This window comes from Helicobacter pylori, assembly GCF_009689985.1.
GTDB classification, from domain to species: domain Bacteria; phylum Campylobacterota; class Campylobacteria; order Campylobacterales; family Helicobacteraceae; genus Helicobacter; species Helicobacter pylori_CG.
The window spans coordinates 1-18,331 of record NZ_QBAW01000008.1 but is presented as its reverse complement, the minus strand read 5'-3'; the positions used below and the strand labels follow the sequence as shown (position 1 = coordinate 18,331).

Below are 18,331 nucleotides of genomic sequence, written 5' to 3'. Positions count from 1 at the left end.
ATTTTTTGGGTAAGATTAGAAATTGATTTTAAAAAAGAAAGGAAGTTAATGAAAAAAGGTAGTTTAGCGGTAGTTTTAGGATCGTTATTGGTGAGTGGGGCGTTTTATACGGCTCTAGCTGATGGAATGCCTGCAAAGCAGCAGCACAATAATACGGGCGAGTCAGTGGAGTTGCATTTCCACTACCCTATTAAAGGCAAGCAAGAGCCTAAAAACAGCCATTTAGTCGTTTTGATCGAACCTAAAATAGAGATCAATAAGGTTATCCCTGAAAGCTATCAAAAAGAGTTTGAAAAATCTTTAGCCCTTCAATTGAGTAATGTTTTGGAAAGGAAGGGTTATAGCGTTTCGCAATTCAAAGATGCTAGCGAAATCCCTCAAGACATCAAGGAAAAAGCGTTGCTTGTTTTACGCATGGATGGGAATATGGCGATTTTAGAAGATATTGTAGAAGGGAGCGATGTGCTTAATGAAGAAAAGGTTATAGACATGTCTTCAGGGTATTTGAATTTGAATTTTGTTGAGCCTAGTAGCGAGGATATTGTCCATAGTTTTGGCGTTGATGTTTCAAAGATTGAGGCTGTGATTGAAAGAGTGGAATTGCGACGCACCAATTCTGGAGGTTTTGTCCCCAAAACTTTTGTGCATAAGATTAAAGAAACCGACCATGACAGAGCTATTAAAAAGATCATGAATCAGGCTTACCATAAAGTCATGGCGCAAGTTTCTAGGGAATTGAGCAAAAAACACATGGATCATTATGAAAAAGTGGCGAGCGAGATGAAAAAACGAAAGTAGTTTTTAAGAAACGAAAAGCTTAAAAATCCTTTAGAGCTGTTTTTAAAAAAGTAGCTTTTTAAAAGGGTGGGGGAGTTGGATTAATACCATTTTTGAGTGCCGCTTTTGATTTTAGCGGCATTTTTGAAAAATTACGCTCAAAAATCAAAAAATTCAGCTATAATAACGCTTCATGTGAAAATTTCGGGGCGTAGCGCAGTCTGGTTAGCGCACTTGGTTTGGGACCAAGGGGTCGAAGGTTCGAATCCTTTCGCCCCGACCACTTTTTTGCATAATTTATTGTTCTGTTTAAAATTCTTTGGTAGAATATCGCTTCCTTTCATTGAATGGTGGGAGTAGCTCAGTCGGTTAGAGCATCAGATTGTGGTCCTGAGGGTCGTGGGTTCAATTCCCATCTTCCACCCCATCTCATAAAAATAAGCGTTTTACCAAATTTATATCAGTCGTTTCTTTATTTGAATTGTAAGCGTTCGTAGCTCAATTGGATAGAGCACCAGACTTCGGATCTGGGGGTTAGGGGTTCGACTCCCTTCGGGCGCACCACCTAACGCCAGTATCATGCGCTTGTAGCTCAGCTGGATAGAGCAACAGCCTTCTAAGCCGTAGGTCGCAGGTTCGAGTCCTGCCAAGCGCACCACTTTTGACATTCTTTAAAGAGGAGTTATGGATTCTTTAGAGTGGGGATTACTCATTTTCTTAATTCTTGTTTTTCTTATAGGCATAGGATACTACATCTTTATGGTTTTTTCTTCTAAAGATTGATCATCAAAATAGTCCAAATCATAAGAGATAGGGTTGGGAATCTCTAAAACACAGATCTTACATGGAAACATTAATAAAAGCGGTTATAAAAACCTAAAAAATGAGAGGCATGTAAGAATGAAAGATAGGTGCATTATCCGTGACTTTATCGCACCGAATAAGGAAAGCTTTTTGATTGCGACTTGCACGAAATCCTACTATAAAAATATTAAAAATATTAAATAAAGCAAGATTTATTAAAAATTAAAGCTCTGTTTTTAATTGAACTCCAATCATAAAATTAAAAAATACTCAAAGCCATCAAGCAATATAACGATCTGAAAAGAGACTCACAATTGAGCTAAAGCCCGCTTTTTAGGGATAAATAAAAAGGGCTTTCAAATTGCATGGGTAACTTTATGGGGTGAAGCGTTCCTAATTTTTGGTATAATCGCAAGAAATTATGAGAAAGATTTTATCTTGTTTTAGTGGGGTTTTGCATGCGTTTATTATTGTGGTGGGTATTAGTATTGTTATTGTTTTTAAATCCTTTGAGGGCGGTTGAAGAGCATGAAACAGATGCGGTGGATTTGTTTTTGATTCTCAATCAAATCAACCAACTCAATCAAGTCATTGAAACTTACAAGAAAAACCCTGAAAAAAGCGCTGAAATCTCTCTGTATAACACCCAAAAGAATGACTTGATTAAAAGTTTGACTTCTAAAGTGTTGAATGAAAGGGATAAAATTGGTATTGATATTAATCAAAACTTAAAAGAGCAAGAGAAAATCAAAAAGCGTTTGTCAAGAAGCATTAAGGGCAATGATTTCTACACTTTCATGAAAGACAGATTGTCTTTAGATATTTTGTTGATAGATGAAATTTTGTATCGTTTTATAGATAAAATCAGGAGCAGTATTGATATTTTTAGCGAACAAAAAGATGTGGAAAGTATCAGTAATGCTTTCCTTTTGCGTTTAGGGCAATTCAAACTCTACACTTTCCCTAAAAATTTAGACAATGTCAAAATGCATGAATTAGAGCGGATGTTTAGCGATTATGAATTGCGTTTGAACACTTATACCGAAGTCTTGCGTTACATTAAAAACCACCCTAAAGAAGTGCTTCCTAAAAACCTGGTCATGGAAGTGAATATGGATTTTGTGTTAAACAAAATCAGCAAAATCTTGCCTTTCACAGCCCATAGCTTGCAAGTGAGTAAGATTGCGCTTGCTTTGACGATTTTAGCCTTATTGCTAGGTTTAAGGAAGTTGATCACTTGGCTTTTAGCTTTATTGCTGGATTGGATTTTTGAAATCATGCAACGCAATAAAAAAATGCATGTCAATGTGCAAAAAAGCATTGTTTCGCCGGTTTCTGTCTTTTTAGCCCTGTTTAGTTGCGATGTGGCTTTAGATATTTTCTACTACCCTAACGCATCGCCCCCTAAAGTTTCTATGTGGGTGGGCGCGGTGTATATCATGCTTTTAGCATGGTTAGTGATAGCGCTTTTTAAAGGCTATGGGGAAGCGTTAGTTACGAATATGGCTACCAAAAGCACGCACAATTTTAGAAAAGAAGTGATCAACTTGATTTTAAAAGTTGTGTATTTTTTGATCTTTATTGTCGCGCTTTTAGGGGTTTTGAAACAACTAGGGTTTAATGTTTCAGCCATCATCGCTTCTTTAGGGATTGGGGGGTTAGCGGTGGCTTTGGCGGTTAAAGATGTGTTGGCGAATTTTTTTGCTTCTGTTATTTTATTATTAGACAATTCGTTTTCTCAAGGGGATTGGATCGTGTGCGGTGAAGTGGAGGGAACGGTGGTGGAAATGGGGTTAAGACGCACCACGATCAGAGCCTTTGATAACGCTCTTTTGTCCGTGCCTAATTCAGAATTAGCCGGAAAACCCATTAGGAATTGGAGTCGCCGTAAAGTGGGAAGGCGTATTAAAATGGAAATAGGCTTAACTTATAGCTCCAGTCAAAGCGCTTTGCAGCTTTGCGTGAAAGACATTAAAGAAATGTTAGAAAACCACCCTAAAATCGCTAATGGAGCCGATAGTGCTTTGCAAAATGCGAGCGATTACCGCTACATGTTTAAAAAAGATATTGTTTCTATTGATGATTTTTTAGGGTATAAAAATAATTTGTTTGTCTTTTTAGATCAGTTTGCGGACAGCTCTATCAATATTTTAGTGTATTGCTTTTCTAAAACAGTGGTTTGGGAAGAGTGGCTAGAAGTCAAAGAAGATGTGATGTTAAAAATCATGGGGATTGTGGAAAAGCACCATTTGAGTTTTGCTTTCCCATCACAGAGTTTGTATGTGGAGAGTTTGCCAGAAGTTAGCCTAAAAGAAGGGGCTAAAATCTAAAATTATTGGTAGATGTATTCTTTAGTTAAGGGGAAAGTGTTATCCACGCTGTTGGTTAAAAGCAATTGGAATAGATCCGCACTCCCCACCCTAAAGGCGGATGCACAAGTCCTTAAATACAGATCCCACATGCGGATAAAGCGTTCGTCATAGCCGAGTCTTTTCACTTGGTCTAGATTGTGGTTGAAGTTGTCTCGCCAAATGTCTAAAGTCTTAGCGTAATGGATGCGTAAGCTTTCAGCCATGAGCAAGTGGAAGTCGCATTCGCTCATCACGCTCATCACTTCTCTTAAAGAGGGCAAGTAGCCACCTGGAAAGATGTATTTATCCACCCATGCGTTAGTCTTGCCTTCAAAACAGCATAAAATGGAGTGGAGCAAAAACATCCCGCCTCTCTTTAACACTTCTTTAACTTTTTTGAAATAAAAGGGCAAATTATCCTTACCCACATGCTCAAACATGCCCACGCTCACCACCTTATCAAAGCGGTATAAGCGTCCGTCTAAATCCTGGTAATTCAATAATTTGATCGTTACTTTATCCTCTAACCCTAGCTCTTGGACTCGTTTGTTAGCCTGTTTGTATTGCTCGCTAGAAATGGTGATCCCCATCACTTGCGCCCCGTATTCTTGCGCGGCTTTTATAGAGAGATAGCCCCAGCCACAGCCTATATCCAGCAGTTTTTCGCCCGGCTTTAAATGGAGCTTTTTTAAAGTGTGATCTAATTTTTGGAGTTGAGCAGCATGGAGGGTGTCATCGTCTTTTTTGAAATAAGCGCATGAATAGCTTAAGGTTTCATCCAGCCAGATAGAATAAAAGTCATTCCCCAGATCGTAATGTTTAGAAATGTTGGAGCTTTCTTTGATCGGTTTTTGGATAGCTTTAGCGCCATCATGTTTGTGCAAATGCTCATAATTGGTTTGCAAATACAAAGAATGCATCACCTCATCCATAGAGCCTTCAATATCAATCACGCCGTCCATATAAGCCTCAGCAATCGTCAAAGACATGTCTTTTTTGATATCGCTAAATTTTAGGGGGCGGTGGATCTTAAGGGTGAATTTAGGCGAATGTTCGCCATTCCTATAAACGCTATTGTCCCAAAAAACGACCTGATAATCGCCGTTTTTCCACTGCTTGAACATGCTTTTGAGCAAAAATTTTGAAATCATCTGTCTATTCCTTAACTCATTTTTCAATTTTTTGAGCGTCAATTATAATGAATTTTAAGCTAAAAACACCCCATGAATACGCATAAATTCAACCTCTATTCTCTAAATTTTTAAAAGCATGTTAAAATTAAGAGATTTAAACAATTTTAAGGTAAACGATTATTAAGATGCAAAAATCACTGATCACAACTCCCATTTATTATGTGAATGATGTCCCTCATATTGGCCATGCTTATACGACTTTGATTGCGGATACTTTAAAGAAGTATTACACGCTTCAAGGCGAAGAAGTCTTTTTTTTAACCGGCACCGATGAGCATGGGCAAAAGATCGAACAAAGTGCGAGATTGAGAAATCAAAGCCCTAAAGCTTACGCTGATAGCATCAGTGCGATTTTTAAAGACCAGTGGGATTTTTTCAATTTAGATTATGATGGTTTTATCCGCACCACAGACAGCGAGCATCAAAAATGCGTGCAAAACGCCTTTGAAATCATGTTTGAAAAAGGGGATATTTATAAAGGCACTTATAGCGGGTATTATTGCGTGAGTTGTGAGAGTTATTGCACGATCTCTAAAACGGACAATACGAACGATAAAGTCTTATGCCCTGATTGCTTGAGAGAAACCACGCTTTTAGAAGAAGAGAGTTATTTTTTCAGATTGAGTGCGTATGAGAAGCCTTTATTGGATTTTTACGCTAAAAACCCTGAAGCGATTTTGCCCGTTTATCGTAAAAATGAGGTAACTTCTTTTATTGAGCAGGGTTTATTGGATCTGTCTATCACGCGCACGAGCTTTGAATGGGGCATTCCTTTGCCTAAAAAAATGAACGATCCTAAACATGTGGTGTATGTTTGGCTGGACGCTTTATTGAATTATGCGAGCGCGCTAGGGTATTTGAATAATTTAGACAATAAAATGGCGCATTTTGCATGCGCTAGGCATATTGTGGGTAAGGATATTTTACGCTTCCATGCCATTTATTGGCCGGCTTTTTTGATGAGTTTGAATTTGCCCCTATTCAAACAGCTTTGCGTGCATGGGTGGTGGACGATAGAGGGCGTGAAAATGAGTAAGAGCTTGGGTAATGTTTTAGACGCTCAAAAAATCGCTATGGAGTATGGGATTGAGGAATTACGCTATTTTTTATTGCGTGAGGTGCCTTTTGGGCAAGATGGGGATTTTTCTAAAAAAGCGTTAGTAGAAAGGATCAATGCGAATTTGAATAACGATTTAGGGAATTTGTTGAATCGCTTGCTAGGCATGGCTAAAAAATATTTCAATCATTCTCTAAAAAGCGCAAAAATCACCGCTTATTATTCTAAAGAGCTAGAAAAAGTGCATCAAATTTTAGATAACGCTAATTCTTTTGTGCCTAAAATGCAATTGCATAAAGCTTTAGAGGAATTGTTTAATGTTTATGATTTTTTAAACAAACTCATCGCTAGAGAAGAGCCATGGGTTTTGCACAAAAACAACGAATCAGAAAAACTAGAAGCTTTATTGAGTTTGATCGCAAATGTGCTTTTACAATCAAGCTTTTTACTCTATGCGTTCATGCCAAAGAGCGCGGCTAAATTAGCGAGCGCTTTTCATGCAGAAATCACGCCTGATAATTACGAACGCTTTTTTAAAGCTAAAAAACTACAAGATATGATTTTACAAGACACCGAGCCTTTATTTTCCAAAATTGAGAAAATTGAAAAGACTGAAAAAGCGGGAGAAGTCCCACCAGAAAAAAACGAAAAAGAAAAAAAAGACGCAAAAGAAAAAGCTCCACCAAAACAAGAAAACTATATCAGCATTGAGGATTTTAAAAAAGTAGAGATTAAAGTGGGGCTTATCAAAGAAGCTCAAAGGATTGAAAAATCCAATAAATTACTGCGCTTGAAAGTGGATTTAGGCGAAGGTTATTTGAGGCAGATTGTCTCAGGGATCGCTTTGGATTATGAGCCTGAAAGCCTGGTGGGTCAAATGGTGTGCGTGGTGGCTAATTTAAAACCCGCAAAGCTTATGGGTGAAATGAGTGAGGGCATGATTTTAGCGGTGCGAGATAGCGATAATTTGGCTTTAATTAGCCCTACCAGAGAAAAAATTGCAGGAAGTTTGATTAGCTAAATGCGATTAGGGGTGAATGAAGCCGTAGAATTGAGTTTGGGCGAATTGCAAAACACGCCCTCAATCAGCTATTTTAATTCTATTGTTTTGTCTTTAAACAAAGTCCAAAAAGGCTCTTTATTTGTCGCTAAAGATCACACTCTCATTCCTAAAGCTTTAGAGTTAGGGGCTTATGGGATTTTATACGCAGGAGAATACCCTTTAAGCGATAGGGATGTGGCATGGATCAAGCTTAAAGATATAGAGCATTCTTTGAATCATTTGTTTAAATTTTGCTTATTGAATGAGCGCGTGGTTGGAGCGCTGTTAAGCCCTATGGAATTAGAGATCGCTTCTAAAATCATGGTGAGCGATTTTGTGTGGTGCTTGAAAGAGAGCCTTGAAGATTTATTCATTATAGAGGGGTGTAAAATAGCCTTTTTTGATAAATTGGAATGGCTTCATTTGTTTTATAAGCAAGAGCGCTTGAAAGAAGATTTAAAAGAAAGCCGTTTAATCGTTCTCAACCAATCGTTTTTTTGCAGTGCTTTAGTCTATGAAAAACAAGAATACGAATTAAAAATGCCATGCATCTTTTTAGAGCCTTTAAAAAGGGTCATTCAATTGTGCGAGAAATTACAAATTGCGTTTGATTTGAATCTTTTGGGCAAAAAAGAATACCCTTTAGATCATTGCAAACCCTTTTTTGTGAATAAGAATCTAGAAATAGCCCCTTATGGCGCAACGGCGAGGGTGATTGTCGCTGAGACTTCAAAAGAATTGTTTGAAATGATGCTTCAAAAAGCCCTTGAAACTTTATCGTGGGGGAAAATTGTCGTGTTTTGCCGTAAAAACAGCGCGGCTTTCTTTAAAAAAACCAACCCTTATTTTTACACCACCCAAAACAACTTAAAAGAGCAATTAAAAAATTTAGCGTTTAATTTCGCTTTTATTTATGGGATTAGCTCTCATCATTTAGAATCCCTTCTAAACCCCCCCTTTTTTAAAAAAACCCCCACGCTATGGTAAGTCATGCTCATTTGTAACGATAATCTCAATCCAAAAACCCTTTTAGAAGAAATCATGGCGTTAAGGCCATGGCGTAAAGGCCCTTTTGAAATTTCTCAAATTAAGATTGATAGCGAATGGGATAGCTCTATTAAATGGGATTTGGTCAAAAACGCCACTCCTTTAAAAGATAAGGTTGTGGCTGATGTGGGTTGCAATAATGGCTATTACTTGTTTAAAATGCTAGAACATGGGCCTAAAAGCTTGGTGGGGTTTGATCCGGGCGTTTTAGTCAAAAAACAATTTGAATTTTTAGCCCCCTTTTTTGATAAAGAAAAAAAAATCATTTACGAGTCTTTAGGGGTAGAGGATTTGCATGAAAAATACCCTAACGCTTTTGATGTCATTTTTTGCTTAGGGGTGCTATACCATAGAAAAAGCCCGCTAGAGGCTTTAAAAGCCTTGTATCATGCTTTAAAGATAAATGGGGAGTTGGTGTTGGATACTTTAATTATTGATTCGCCCTTAGACATCGCTCTTTGCCCTAAAAAAACTTACGCTAAAATGAAAAATGTTTATTTTATCCCCAGTGTTAGCGCTTTAAAAGGGTGGTGCGAAAGGGTAGGGTTTGAAAATTTTGAAATTCTTAGCGTTTTAAAGACCACGCCTAAAGAGCAGCGTAAAACGGATTTTATTTTGGGGCAGAGTTTGGAAGATTTTTTGGATAAGACAGATCCCTCTAAAACTTTAGAGGGGTATGACGCTCCTTTAAGGGGGTATTTTAAAATGCTTAAACCAAGCAAGCGTTAGTTTAAAAAGGATTAAGATAGTGCAAGAATCAATCGTTCGTGTGGATTATGACTCTTTGGAAACTTGTAAGAATTTCAAACCAAGCGTTGGCACTGAATTGGTCGTTTTAGAAAAAGATATAGCCCATGCGCGTTTCAAGGGCAATGAAAGCATGGTGTATGAAGAAAATTTTGTGCATGCCGGGTTTATGCTTATTGCGTGCAATTATGCGGCCTTGTGCGCATTGAATAAAAGACACAGCGTGGTGGTTTCTAATAACATCAATTTTTATGCCCCCCTAGAATTGAATCAAGAAGCGCTCATTAAGGCGCAAGTAATTCAAGATGGCGTGAAAAAAGCTGAAATAAAAATAGAGGCGTTTGTGTTAGACATTCAGGTTTTAGAGGGAATGATAGAAATCGTGGTGTTTGATAAAAAGCCTTTCAAATTCAATTTTAAAGAAGAGTAGTTAAATGGTTATTGTTTTAGTCGTGGATAGCTTTAAAGACACCAGTAATGGCACTTCTATGACGGCGTTTCGTTTTTTTGAAGCGCTGAAAAAAAGAGGGCATGTGATGAGAGTGGTTGCCCCTTATGTGGATAATTTAGGGAGTGAAGAAGAGGGGTATTACAACCTTAAAGAGCGCTATATCCCCCTAGTTACAGAAATTTCACACAAACAACACATTCTTTTTGCTAAACCGGATGAAAAAATCTTAAGAAAGGCCTTTAAGGGAGCGGATATGATCCATACTTATTTGCCTTTTTTGCTAGAAAAAACAGCCGTAAAAATTGCGCGAGAAATGCAAGTGCCTTATATTGGCTCTTTCCATTTACAGCCAGAACATATTTCTTATAACATGAAATTGGGGTGGTTTTCTTGGTTTAACATGATGCTTTTTTCGTGGTTTAAATCTTCGCATTACCGCTATATCCACCATATCCATTGCCCATCAAAATTCATTGTAGAAGAATTAGAAAAATACAACTATGGAGGGAAAAAATACGCTATTTCTAACGGCTTTGATCCCATGTTTAGATTTGAACATCCGCAAAAAAGCCTTTTTGACACCACACCCTTTAAAATCGCTATGGTAGGGCGCTATTCTAATGAAAAAAATCAAAGCGTTTTAATCCAAGCGGTTGCTTTAAGCAAATACAAACAAGATATTGTATTATTGCTCAAAGGCAAAGGGCCTGATGAGAAAAAAATCAAACTTTTAGCCCAAAAACTAGGCGTAAAAACGGAATTTGGGTTTGTCAATTCCAATGAATTGTTAGAGATTTTAAAAACTTGCACCCTTTATGTGCACACAGCCAATGTGGAAAGCGAAGCGATTGCGTGTTTAGAGGCTATTAGCGTGGGGATTGTGCCTATTATCGCCAATAGCCCTTTAAGCGCGACTAGGCAATTTGCACTAGATGAACGATCGCTATTTGAGCCTAATAACGCTAAAGATTTGAGCGCTAAAATAGACTGGTGGTTAGAAAACAAGCTTGAAAGAGAAAGGATGCAAAACGAATACGCTAAAAGCGCTTTAAATTACACTTTAGAAAATTCAGTCATTCAAATTGAAAAAGTTTATGAAGAAGCGATCAGAGATTTTAAAAATAACCCCCATCTCTTTAAAACCTTATCGTAACAAAAGGATAAAAAATGCAAGAAGTCCATGATTATGGGATTAAATTTTGGAGCAATAACGAATTTAAAATAGAAAAAGGCTTGGTTAAAGTTTGCCATGGCAAAAACCCCTCGCTTTTAGAAATCGTTCAAAGCGTGCGCGATAAGGGCTATAGAGGGCCTTTGTTGGTGCGATTCCCTCATTTGGTGCAAAAACAAATCAAAAGCCTGTTTGATGCGTTTTCTTCAGCGATTAAAGAGTATCAATACAGCGGGGCTTTTAAGGCGGTTTTCCCTTTAAAAGTCAATCAAATGCCCTCGTTTGTTTTCCCTTTAGTGCAAGGGGCTAAAGGTTTGAATTACGGCTTAGAGGCCGGGAGCAAGTCTGAACTCATCATCGCAATGAGTTACACTAACCCCACAGCCCCTATCACCGTGAATGGCTTTAAAGACAAAGAAATGATTGAGCTTGGCTTTATCGCTAAAAGCATGCAGCATGAAATCACTTTAACCATTGAGGGTTTGAATGAGTTAAAAACCATTATCGCCGTGGCTAAACAAAACGAGTTTTTAGCCTGCCCTAAAATTGGCATTCGCATCCGTTTGCACAGCACTGGCACTGGCGTTTGGGCAAAGAGTGGGGGGATCAATTCTAAATTTGGTCTTAGCAGCACTGAAGTTTTAGAAGCGATGCGCCTTTTAGAAGAAAACGACTTGTTAGAGCATTTCCATATGATACATTTCCACATAGGCTCTCAAATCAGCGATATTTCGCCCTTAAAAAAGGCTTTAAGAGAAGCGGGTAACTTGTATGCAGAATTGCGTAAAATGGGTGCTAAAAATCTTAATAGCGTGAATATTGGAGGGGGGTTAGCCGTAGAGTACACCCAACACAAGCACCACCAAGACAAGAACTACACTTTAGAGGAATTCAGCGCTGATGTGGTGTTTTTATTGAGAGAAATTGTGAAAAATAAGCAGGAAATAGAGCCGGATATTTTCATTGAATCAGGCCGTTATATTTCCGCTAACCATGCCGTTTTAGTGGCCCCGGTGTTAGAATTGTTTTCGCATGAATACAATGAAAAATCCCTAAAAATCAAAGAAAATAATAACCCCCCCTTGATTGATGAAATGCTAGACTTGCTCGCTAATATCAATGAAAAAAACGCCATTGAATACTTGCATGATAGTTTTGATCACACCGAGTCGCTATTCACGCTTTTTGATCTGGGTTATATTGATTTGATTGACAGGAGCAATACTGAAGTTTTAGCCCATTTGATCGTCAAAAAAGCGGTGCAATTGCTTTATGTTAAGGATCATAACGATATTTTACGCATTCAAGAGCAGGTCCAAGAGCGCTATTTATTGAATTGCTCGTTTTTCCAAAGCTTGCCGGATTATTGGGGCTTGAGACAGAATTTCCCGGTCATGCCCTTGAATAAATTAGATGAAAAGCCCACCAGGAGTGCGAGCTTGTGGGATATTACTTGCGATAGCGATGGGGAAATCGCTTTTGATTCCACAAAGCCCTTGTTTTTGCACGATATAGATATAGATGAAGAAGAATACTTTTTAGCGTTCTTTTTAGTGGGAGCGTATCAAGAAGTTTTAGGCATGAAACACAATTTATTCACGCACCCTACGGAATTTAGCGTGGTTTTTGATGAAAAAGGCGATTATGAAGTGGAAGATATTTGCGAAGCCCAAACGATTTTAGATGTGCTAGATGATTTAGACTATGACACTAAAGAGATCGAGCGCCTTTTAAAACAAAAAATTGAAGACAACAACCAACTGGACATGGAAGAAAAGAAAGAAATCATGGGGCGCTTGTATGTCATGCTGAGCGAAAACGGGTATTTGCGCACGATTTCTTAAACGCAAAAACCCACTAAAAACGCTTTTTGTTGGGTTTTTATATTGTTTAAGATCTTTAAGACTTCTTTGAGATTTCATTTAAGGATATTTTCCATGATTTCTTTCACTATTTTAGGGTGCAAGATTTCGCCAGAATGAAAAGGCAAAACCTGCCTGATTTTATCTTTCACATAAATTCTATGGCTGCCTTTTTGCCTAGAGAAAACAAATCCATTCTGCAATAATAGCTTCTCTGCTTCTTTAGCTGTGAGTCGTGGCAATTCAGGCAAAAGCTATCTCAATGGGTGCTATTACAGAATTTTTCTTAGAAAGAAAAGCTAACTCATCGGCTTCTAAATCTCCCAAATAAAGCTCTATGGCTTCTTTAATATTTCTTAAGGCTTCTTCATAACTTTTCCCTTGTGATACACAGCCTTTTAGAAAGGGGACAAAAGCAAAATACCCATTCTCATCTTTTTCTATGACAGCGTTTATAAGCACGGCACTACCTTTGAGTGAATTTCTTATAATTATACACATAATATATTTTAAACAAAATTAAATGGACAGATTAGGGAGGGAATGGAAAAAGAAAAATAAAAGAGAATAAAAGAGAGATTAAAAAAGGAGACCCCACAAGGGGGGGTTTAGTTTTCACCCTCCGCCTCGTTTTCAGGCTCGATAACATTACCCTCATCATCATAGTCCTCATCTCGTAGTCCATAAGACCAAAGATTATCGACTAATAAGTTAGCAGTTAAGCCCGCACAACTTAAATCATACTTATTGATACCGCCATCGCATAAGAGTTGAGCGACAAATTTTGCCTCTTTTTGATTTTTAGGTAAAAATCTCGCCCACTCTTCCAAAGTAACACCATAACTACCATCGGGTCGTTTCATTTTTTTCGCATAAGTTTCAATCACCTTACAGAATAAAGTAACATCGCCCATAAGCATATCATCAAAAGTGTCAAAGAACGCGTCATCAACATTTCTGTTTTCAATCATAGTGTTAAACTCATGGTCGCTATGATGCTTCAAATCCGCCATAAAAGAAAGAGCGTGAATAACGATTAAACTAAATTGAAACCCTCGTCCCTCATAACTCATTGGAGCAAACAATGTGCCTAGTCTTTTTTTACGCTCCTCGTTAGAATAAGCCTCCATCATAACCGCAAAAGAAGAAGTTGTTTTGTCATCAAAATCAAAATCCAACTTAAATTTGCTTTCTTTCGGCTCTTTAGGAGTAGAAGTCCTTTCCTTAACACTTGGTCCGCTAGTTACCACTTTAATCCCTTTTAACAAATCATCGGCGCTATCTTGCTTATTTTCAGCGTGAAGTCTCATATGCTCTGTCAATGGAACTTTATTGAACTATTTTAAGAACTTGTCGCTATTGAAAACATAAGAGCCTTGCTGACCTTTATCTGTCCTTAAGGTTACACGATTGAACCCAATGCTAATGACTTTAGCTTCCACCACTTTGTTATTGATGGTGGCTTTGACTAACGCCCCTACTTTTAATTTATTTTCATTTTGAAAACCCATAAAATACTCCTTGGTAAAAATTTGTTTTAAATTCCGCTATAATCGGTCGTTCAATGTTTTTTAGTGTTTTTTATTTTTTTGGCATGGCTTGTTCCTCCTTGTTGTGGTTTTAATTTTGCTTAAAATTTTCATGTCTATTGCCCTTTCTTAAGATCGTTTTGAAAGCGGTAAGCACCATTAAAAATACAGCCGGTCAATATTTCTTCAATTTGCGATAATTCCGCATTTTTTAGCACTTCCCTAGGCGTTTCAATGATCAGTTTAGCTTGCGCTAAATTCAAAACCATATCCAAATTATCCCCATTATCTAAATCAATGCGATCGCTTAAAAGCGTGATAGCGATCAATTCTTCTTCTAAAGGAGTGGTTTGTATTTGAAAGATTTGACTAAACACTAAAGCGCTTGTGAAAGCCCCACTATAATAGTTAGCGTCTTTTTCATCATTCAGGTTAATGTAGGCGATTTTATTTCCATCAATCCAATCAACTTCAAAACTCTTATGGTGGTCTGTGATGATGCATTGTTCAAAATGCTCTAATAAGATTTCTTGCAATTTGGTGTTAGCGGCCAAATCCGCCCCCAAGTCAGCGCTAAACAATAGGGGGTTTTTTTGGAATTGGTTTTTAATGTGATCTAGGCGGACTAATTGATTGGTTTTAGGGTTAAAGATACAAGGTTGAGACAATAAATCGTTTAGGGCTAAATCAGTGAAACCATAGCCATGCGCATTCCTTAAGGGGCTAAAGAAAAAGAAATCTTTAATACCCAATCTGTAACACATAGACATTAAAACGCTGCCAGCTAACATGCCATCACAATCGTTATCTGTATAGAAAACAATGGGGCGATGGCGCTTGGCTTCTTTTAAGAAGTCTTTAAAAATCCTTTTCTTTGACATCTTTAATAGCTCTTTTTTAGGCATTGATTATCCCCTTTGTTGTTTTTATGCTTGATGATTTTCAATCATTCTAGATCAAAATCATCTTCATATTCCTCTTCTTGCCCTTCTATGTGTAAAATAGGCGCGATAATTTCATACAAAAAGTCGTGTCGCTTTTGGAGAGATTTCTTGTCCCACTTCCTATAGTCGCTATACAATTCTTTAGTGATGTCATAACAGCTAATCACTTTGCTTGGGTCTTTGCCACCATAAATTTTTCTTTTTTCATCAAAATCCCCATTTAAGGCTTTTGCGTTCTTTTTACGCTTTAAAAGGGTTAAATTCGCGATATTATTTACCCATTCTTCTCTTTTTTCTTTATCAAAATCCGCATTCCACTGACTGCCCTTTTTGGGATTTTGGGGTAAAATATGCTCCACTTGGGTTTCGGCATCCATAGCGATAAAATGGGGCTTCTCTTCATCTGTCATAAAATAATTAGCTAGGGCTAAGACAGGGCGTAACCATTTGCTAGGATAAACAGAAGAGCTATCCCATAAGTTATAGTGGTATTGGTTAAAGGTGTTATGAAATTCTATATTATCCAATATAAGCTCTTGAATGGTTTCAATGTCTTTATTGTTTTTAACATTTTTGATAATGTTGATGCTCGTTTGCTTGATGCGCGTGATCGTGCCTCCTGCAATCCAAGTTTGATAATAATAAGACACCAAAAGCTTTTTCAAAGAGTCAAAATCAGGGTATTTGACATAAAGGGCTGTCGTTAAAATACTAGCCCAAAATCTGGAGGGAAGGTATCTTAATAAATAAATGTATCGGTCTGGTTTTTTTAACAAATCGGTATAAGATTTCATAAAAGCACTCACATCATAAATGAACTCGCAAGCGTCTTTTTTGCTGTCTTTGAACACCTTTTTTAATCCCTTATCGGCTCTCTTTTTAGAAGAACTAGGATCAGCGTATTCTAAATACATATTAAAGAAGTCTTCCAAATCAATATCTATGCCTTCAACGCTCTTGCAAGCTTCAACCAATTTGTCCCAAGTGGTTATAAAATCCTTACGCTTTTCACTATCTTGCTTGATTTCTTGCATCAAACTGGATTTTAAAATATCAATAGGGCTTAAGGGTTGGCCTCTGTCGTTTAACACTTGAAAGATTTGCATCGCGCTGTCTTGCTCAAAACAAATGATCCTAGTCAAAACAATGTGTTCATAAAACCACTTGACAAAATCATCCATATCGTGTGGTGTCCTAAATACAGGCGTAAGGTCTTAGTGGGAGCTGTAGAAATGAGATTGAAAGAAATCATTCAAGAAGTGGCTAAAGAATTAAGAGTAGAAATCATAGAGATGCAAACCGATAAAGACCATATCCACATTTTAGCTGACATTGATCCAAGCTTTGGAGTGATGAAGTTCATTAAAACCGCTAAAGGTCGTAGCAGTAGGATATTAAGACAAGAATTTAACCACTTAAAGACAAAACTACCTACTTTATGGACCAATTCCTGTTTCATTTCAACAGTGGGGGGTGCGCCTTTGAATGTTGTCAAACAATACATTGAAAACCAACCAAACAGCAACCGCCCTAAGCAAAAAGAAAAATGGAAAAGTTATGTTGATAACCTACAAACAAAAGCTCTATAAGAACGATAAGAATAGGCGTATAGACACACTATTAAGGCGTTATGGCGTGTTTTATAATCATTGCATTACCTTGCACAAACGCTATTATAGACTTTTCAAAAAGTATTTAAAGCTTAACGATTTGCAAAAACACACCACCAAATTGAAAAAGACCCATCGTTATGCTTTTTTAAAAACACTAGGCTCACAAACCTTGCAAGATTTAACTGAAAGGATAGATAAAGCGTTTAAAAAATTCTTTAAGAAACAAGCCAAATTGCCACGATTTAAAAAAGTAGCCAACTACAAATCTTTCACTTTCAAAAGCCAAGTTGATAAAAAGACAGGGTTGAATAAGGGAGTGGGGTTTGAGATAAAAGACAATGTTGTTTCTTTTAATGGTTATAGCTACAAGTTCATTAAAACTTATGCTTTGATAGGGAAAGTAAAAACTCTAACCATTAAAAGAGATAATATGGGCGATTATTTCTTGTGTCTAGTCTGTGAATTAGAAAATAACCCTAACAAGCAAACCGCATGCGATAAAAGCGTGGGCTTTGACTTTGGGTTAAGGACTTTTTTAACCGGATCTGACAACACTAAGATAGAATCGCCTTTATTTTTCTCTAAATACTTGCCTTTAATTAAACGACTTAGTAAAAACCTTAGCAAGAAAGTTAAGGGTTCTAATAACTTTAAAAAAGCTAAAAAGAAACTAGCCAAACTGCACCAAAAAATCAAACACTTAAGAACCGATTTCTTTTATAAATTGGCTTTGAAGTTAAGCAAAAAATACCAAAGCATTTTCATTGAAGACTTGAACATGAAGGCTATGCAAAAACTTTGGGGCAGGAAAGTGGGCGATATAGCTTTTAGCGAGTTTGTGAAAATCCTTGAAAACAAGGCTCATGTCGTTAAGATTGATAGATTTTATCCTAGCTCTAAAACTTGTTCTAATTGCTTATCTGTTGATGAAAACTTTAATAAAGACATTAAAAAATTAGGCAAAACAGATAAAGAAAGAGAATACCACTGCAAATATTGCGGATTGGAACTAGACAGGGATTTAAATGCGGCTATTAATATTCATAGGGTTGGGGCATCAACTCTTGGGGTAGAATTTGTAAGACCTACCTAGTAGGCTGAGTTTGCTTGATCCCAATTTTCCTCATGCTTTAGCTAGAATCCCCTAGCTTTAGCTATGGGGAGTATGTCAAGCAAATAAGTGTTTTCATCAAATTTCTTATTCAACTCGCTCTTTTTAATATTGTCTTCAAACTCTAAATTGTTTAACACCGTGTTTTCAAAAATGCTATTGTAATTTTGAGCGGTTAAAAATTTCAGACGCTCTTTTCCTTTATCGTATTTATCTTTATCATAAATACTCCCTTCAATAAAATCTTTAGATTTTTGCCCTAACCTGTGTTTATAAAGCCTTAAAATCGTGCAAGCCAAGATAATAAAACTCGTTAGCCTCTGTTGGCCATCCACAACATCCCATCTTTTATCTTTTGGATTTTCAGCAATCACAATAGAGCCGCAAAAATATTCATCTTCTTTATTGTTTGTATAGCTGCCCACTAAATCATCAATCAAAGCCCCTAAATGATCCTTATCCCACACATAAGGGCGTTGGTAATCAGGAACCTGATAAAAATATTCAGCATCCACTAAAATTTGATAGAGTTTTTTTAACTCCACTTCTACTTTTGCCATCATCTCTCCTTTAAATTTAACTCTGTAAGCCCCACTGATTGAAAAATGGGGCTTATGGAATCAAATGGTTTA

General features: G+C 37.2%; 13 protein-coding genes, 4 tRNA genes and 4 pseudogenes. 14 read left to right on the top strand and 7 right to left on the bottom strand.

The genetic code is table 11. From position 1 onward, the window contains the following. The first annotated feature begins 48 nt into the window (after window positions 1-48). From hpaA2 to DBU79_RS06215, 6 genes are all read left to right on the top strand, one after another. A complete protein-coding gene (gene hpaA2, locus DBU79_RS06240) occupies window positions 49-798 on the top strand; it encodes an HpaA2 protein (RefSeq protein WP_154411882.1) in 750 nt (249 codons plus the stop codon). Window positions 799-982: 184 nt separating this feature from the next. Beyond that, window positions 983-1,060, top strand: a tRNA-Pro gene (locus DBU79_RS06235). A gap of 67 nt (window positions 1,061-1,127) precedes the next feature. Further along, window positions 1,128-1,204: transfer RNA gene (locus DBU79_RS06230), tRNA-His, on the top strand. 60 nt (window positions 1,205-1,264) lie between these two features. Next, a tRNA-Arg gene (locus tag DBU79_RS06225) sits at window positions 1,265-1,341 on the top strand. Window positions 1,342-1,358: 17 nt separating this feature from the next. Next, a tRNA-Arg gene (locus DBU79_RS06220) sits at window positions 1,359-1,435 on the top strand. A 604-nt stretch (window positions 1,436-2,039) separates the two neighbouring features. Further along, on the top strand, window positions 2,040-3,911 hold the full coding sequence (locus DBU79_RS06215; protein WP_154411881.1) for a mechanosensitive ion channel family protein: 1,872 nt from the start codon (window positions 2,040-2,042) through the stop codon (window positions 3,909-3,911). A 2-nt stretch (window positions 3,912-3,913) separates the two neighbouring features. Here the strand turns inward: DBU79_RS06215 and cfaS are convergent, their stop codons facing one another. Beyond that, window positions 3,914-5,083: a cyclopropane fatty acid synthase gene (gene cfaS / locus DBU79_RS06210; protein ID WP_024773516.1), complete on the bottom strand. Its 1,170-nt coding sequence runs from the start codon at window positions 5,081-5,083 to the stop codon at window positions 3,914-3,916. A 167-nt stretch (window positions 5,084-5,250) separates the two neighbouring features. Between cfaS and metG the strand changes: the two genes are divergently transcribed. From metG to speA, 6 genes are read left to right on the top strand one after another with little or no spacing between them, the layout of a single operon-like run. After that, window positions 5,251-7,203: a methionine--tRNA ligase gene (gene metG / locus DBU79_RS06205; RefSeq protein ID WP_154411880.1), complete on the top strand. Its 1,953-nt coding sequence runs from the start codon at window positions 5,251-5,253 to the stop codon at window positions 7,201-7,203. Then, entirely contained in the window at window positions 7,204-8,211 is a 1,008-nt protein-coding gene (locus DBU79_RS06200) for a ferrochelatase (protein ID WP_154411879.1), read from the top strand. Window positions 8,212-8,214: 3 nt separating this feature from the next. Then, window positions 8,215-9,000, top strand: coding sequence for a tRNA 5-methoxyuridine(34)/uridine 5-oxyacetic acid(34) synthase CmoB (gene cmoB, locus DBU79_RS06195; RefSeq protein ID WP_154411878.1), 786 nt, complete (start codon window positions 8,215-8,217; stop codon window positions 8,998-9,000). Between the two features lie 19 nt (window positions 9,001-9,019). After that, window positions 9,020-9,448 (top strand): hotdog domain-containing protein, encoded by a 429-nt coding sequence (locus tag DBU79_RS06190; RefSeq protein ID WP_001158245.1) that lies wholly within the window; start codon window positions 9,020-9,022, stop codon window positions 9,446-9,448. A 4-nt stretch (window positions 9,449-9,452) separates the two neighbouring features. Then, window positions 9,453-10,622 carry a glycosyltransferase family 4 protein gene (locus DBU79_RS06185; RefSeq protein WP_154411877.1) on the top strand — a complete coding sequence of 390 codons (1,170 nt, stop codon included), beginning with the start codon at window positions 9,453-9,455 and terminating at the stop codon, window positions 10,620-10,622. Between the two features lie 14 nt (window positions 10,623-10,636). Further along, window positions 10,637-12,484: an arginine decarboxylase gene (gene speA, locus DBU79_RS06180; RefSeq protein ID WP_058338194.1), complete on the top strand. Its 1,848-nt coding sequence runs from the start codon at window positions 10,637-10,639 to the stop codon at window positions 12,482-12,484. A gap of 74 nt (window positions 12,485-12,558) precedes the next feature. On the opposite strand, the gene DBU79_RS06175 is transcribed toward speA, so the two are convergent. The 5 genes and pseudogenes from DBU79_RS06175 to DBU79_RS06155 form a co-directional block, all read right to left on the bottom strand. Then, window positions 12,559-12,753 (bottom strand): type II toxin-antitoxin system HicA family toxin, encoded by a 195-nt coding sequence (locus tag DBU79_RS06175; RefSeq protein WP_001114660.1) that lies wholly within the window; start codon window positions 12,751-12,753, stop codon window positions 12,559-12,561. Beyond that, window positions 12,746-12,964, bottom strand: a complete 219-nt coding sequence (locus tag DBU79_RS06170) for a type II toxin-antitoxin system HicB family antitoxin (protein WP_000906664.1) — start codon at window positions 12,962-12,964, stop codon at window positions 12,746-12,748. Before DBU79_RS06170 ends, DBU79_RS06175 begins: the two co-directional genes overlap by 8 nt. 146 nt (window positions 12,965-13,110) lie before the next feature. Continuing rightward, a pseudogene (locus tag DBU79_RS06165) lies at window positions 13,111-14,013 on the bottom strand (hypothetical protein). 260 nt (window positions 14,014-14,273) lie between these two features. After that, a pseudogene (locus DBU79_RS06160) lies at window positions 14,274-14,936 on the bottom strand (DHH family phosphoesterase); the annotation flags it as partial. Window positions 14,937-14,977: 41 nt separating this feature from the next. Next, window positions 14,978-16,159, bottom strand: a pseudogene (locus DBU79_RS06155) (GmrSD restriction endonuclease domain-containing protein); the annotation flags it as partial. On the opposite strand from DBU79_RS06155, the gene tnpA reads away from it, so the two are divergent. Together tnpA and DBU79_RS06145 are read left to right on the top strand one after the other, a co-directional pair. Further along, window positions 16,124-16,564 (top strand): IS200/IS605 family transposase, encoded by a 441-nt coding sequence (tnpA, locus tag DBU79_RS06150; protein WP_154411876.1) that lies wholly within the window; start codon window positions 16,124-16,126, stop codon window positions 16,562-16,564. The pseudogene DBU79_RS06155 and the gene tnpA sit on opposite strands and share 36 nt — an antisense overlap. Next, window positions 16,533-17,681, top strand: a complete 1,149-nt coding sequence (locus DBU79_RS06145) for an RNA-guided endonuclease InsQ/TnpB family protein (RefSeq protein ID WP_154411875.1) — start codon at window positions 16,533-16,535, stop codon at window positions 17,679-17,681. Before tnpA ends, DBU79_RS06145 begins: the two co-directional genes overlap by 32 nt. Before the next feature lie 80 nt (window positions 17,682-17,761). Here the strand turns inward: DBU79_RS06145 and DBU79_RS06140 are convergent. After that, a pseudogene (locus DBU79_RS06140) lies at window positions 17,762-18,259 on the bottom strand (DUF262 domain-containing protein); the annotation flags it as partial. Between the last annotated feature and the right edge of the window lie 72 nt (window positions 18,260-18,331).

Bases quoted from the DNA above. Each gene is read 5' to 3' on its own strand.
- hpaA2 (WP_154411882.1), top strand. From the start codon at position 49: ATGAAAAAAGGTAGTTTAGCGGTAGTTTTAGGATCGTTATTGGTGAGT.
- DBU79_RS06215 (WP_154411881.1), top strand. From the start codon at position 2,040: ATGCGTTTATTATTGTGGTGGGTATTAGTATTGTTATTGTTTTTAAAT.
- cfaS (WP_024773516.1), bottom strand. From the start codon at position 5,083: ATGATTTCAAAATTTTTGCTCAAAAGCATGTTCAAGCAGTGGAAAAAC.
- metG (WP_154411880.1), top strand. From the start codon at position 5,251: ATGCAAAAATCACTGATCACAACTCCCATTTATTATGTGAATGATGTC.
- DBU79_RS06200 (WP_154411879.1), top strand. From the start codon at position 7,204: ATGCGATTAGGGGTGAATGAAGCCGTAGAATTGAGTTTGGGCGAATTG.
- cmoB (WP_154411878.1), top strand. From the start codon at position 8,215: ATGCTCATTTGTAACGATAATCTCAATCCAAAAACCCTTTTAGAAGAA.
- DBU79_RS06185 (WP_154411877.1), top strand. From the start codon at position 9,453: ATGGTTATTGTTTTAGTCGTGGATAGCTTTAAAGACACCAGTAATGGC.
- speA (WP_058338194.1), top strand. From the start codon at position 10,637: ATGCAAGAAGTCCATGATTATGGGATTAAATTTTGGAGCAATAACGAA.
- DBU79_RS06145 (WP_154411875.1), top strand. From the start codon at position 16,533: ATGTTGATAACCTACAAACAAAAGCTCTATAAGAACGATAAGAATAGG.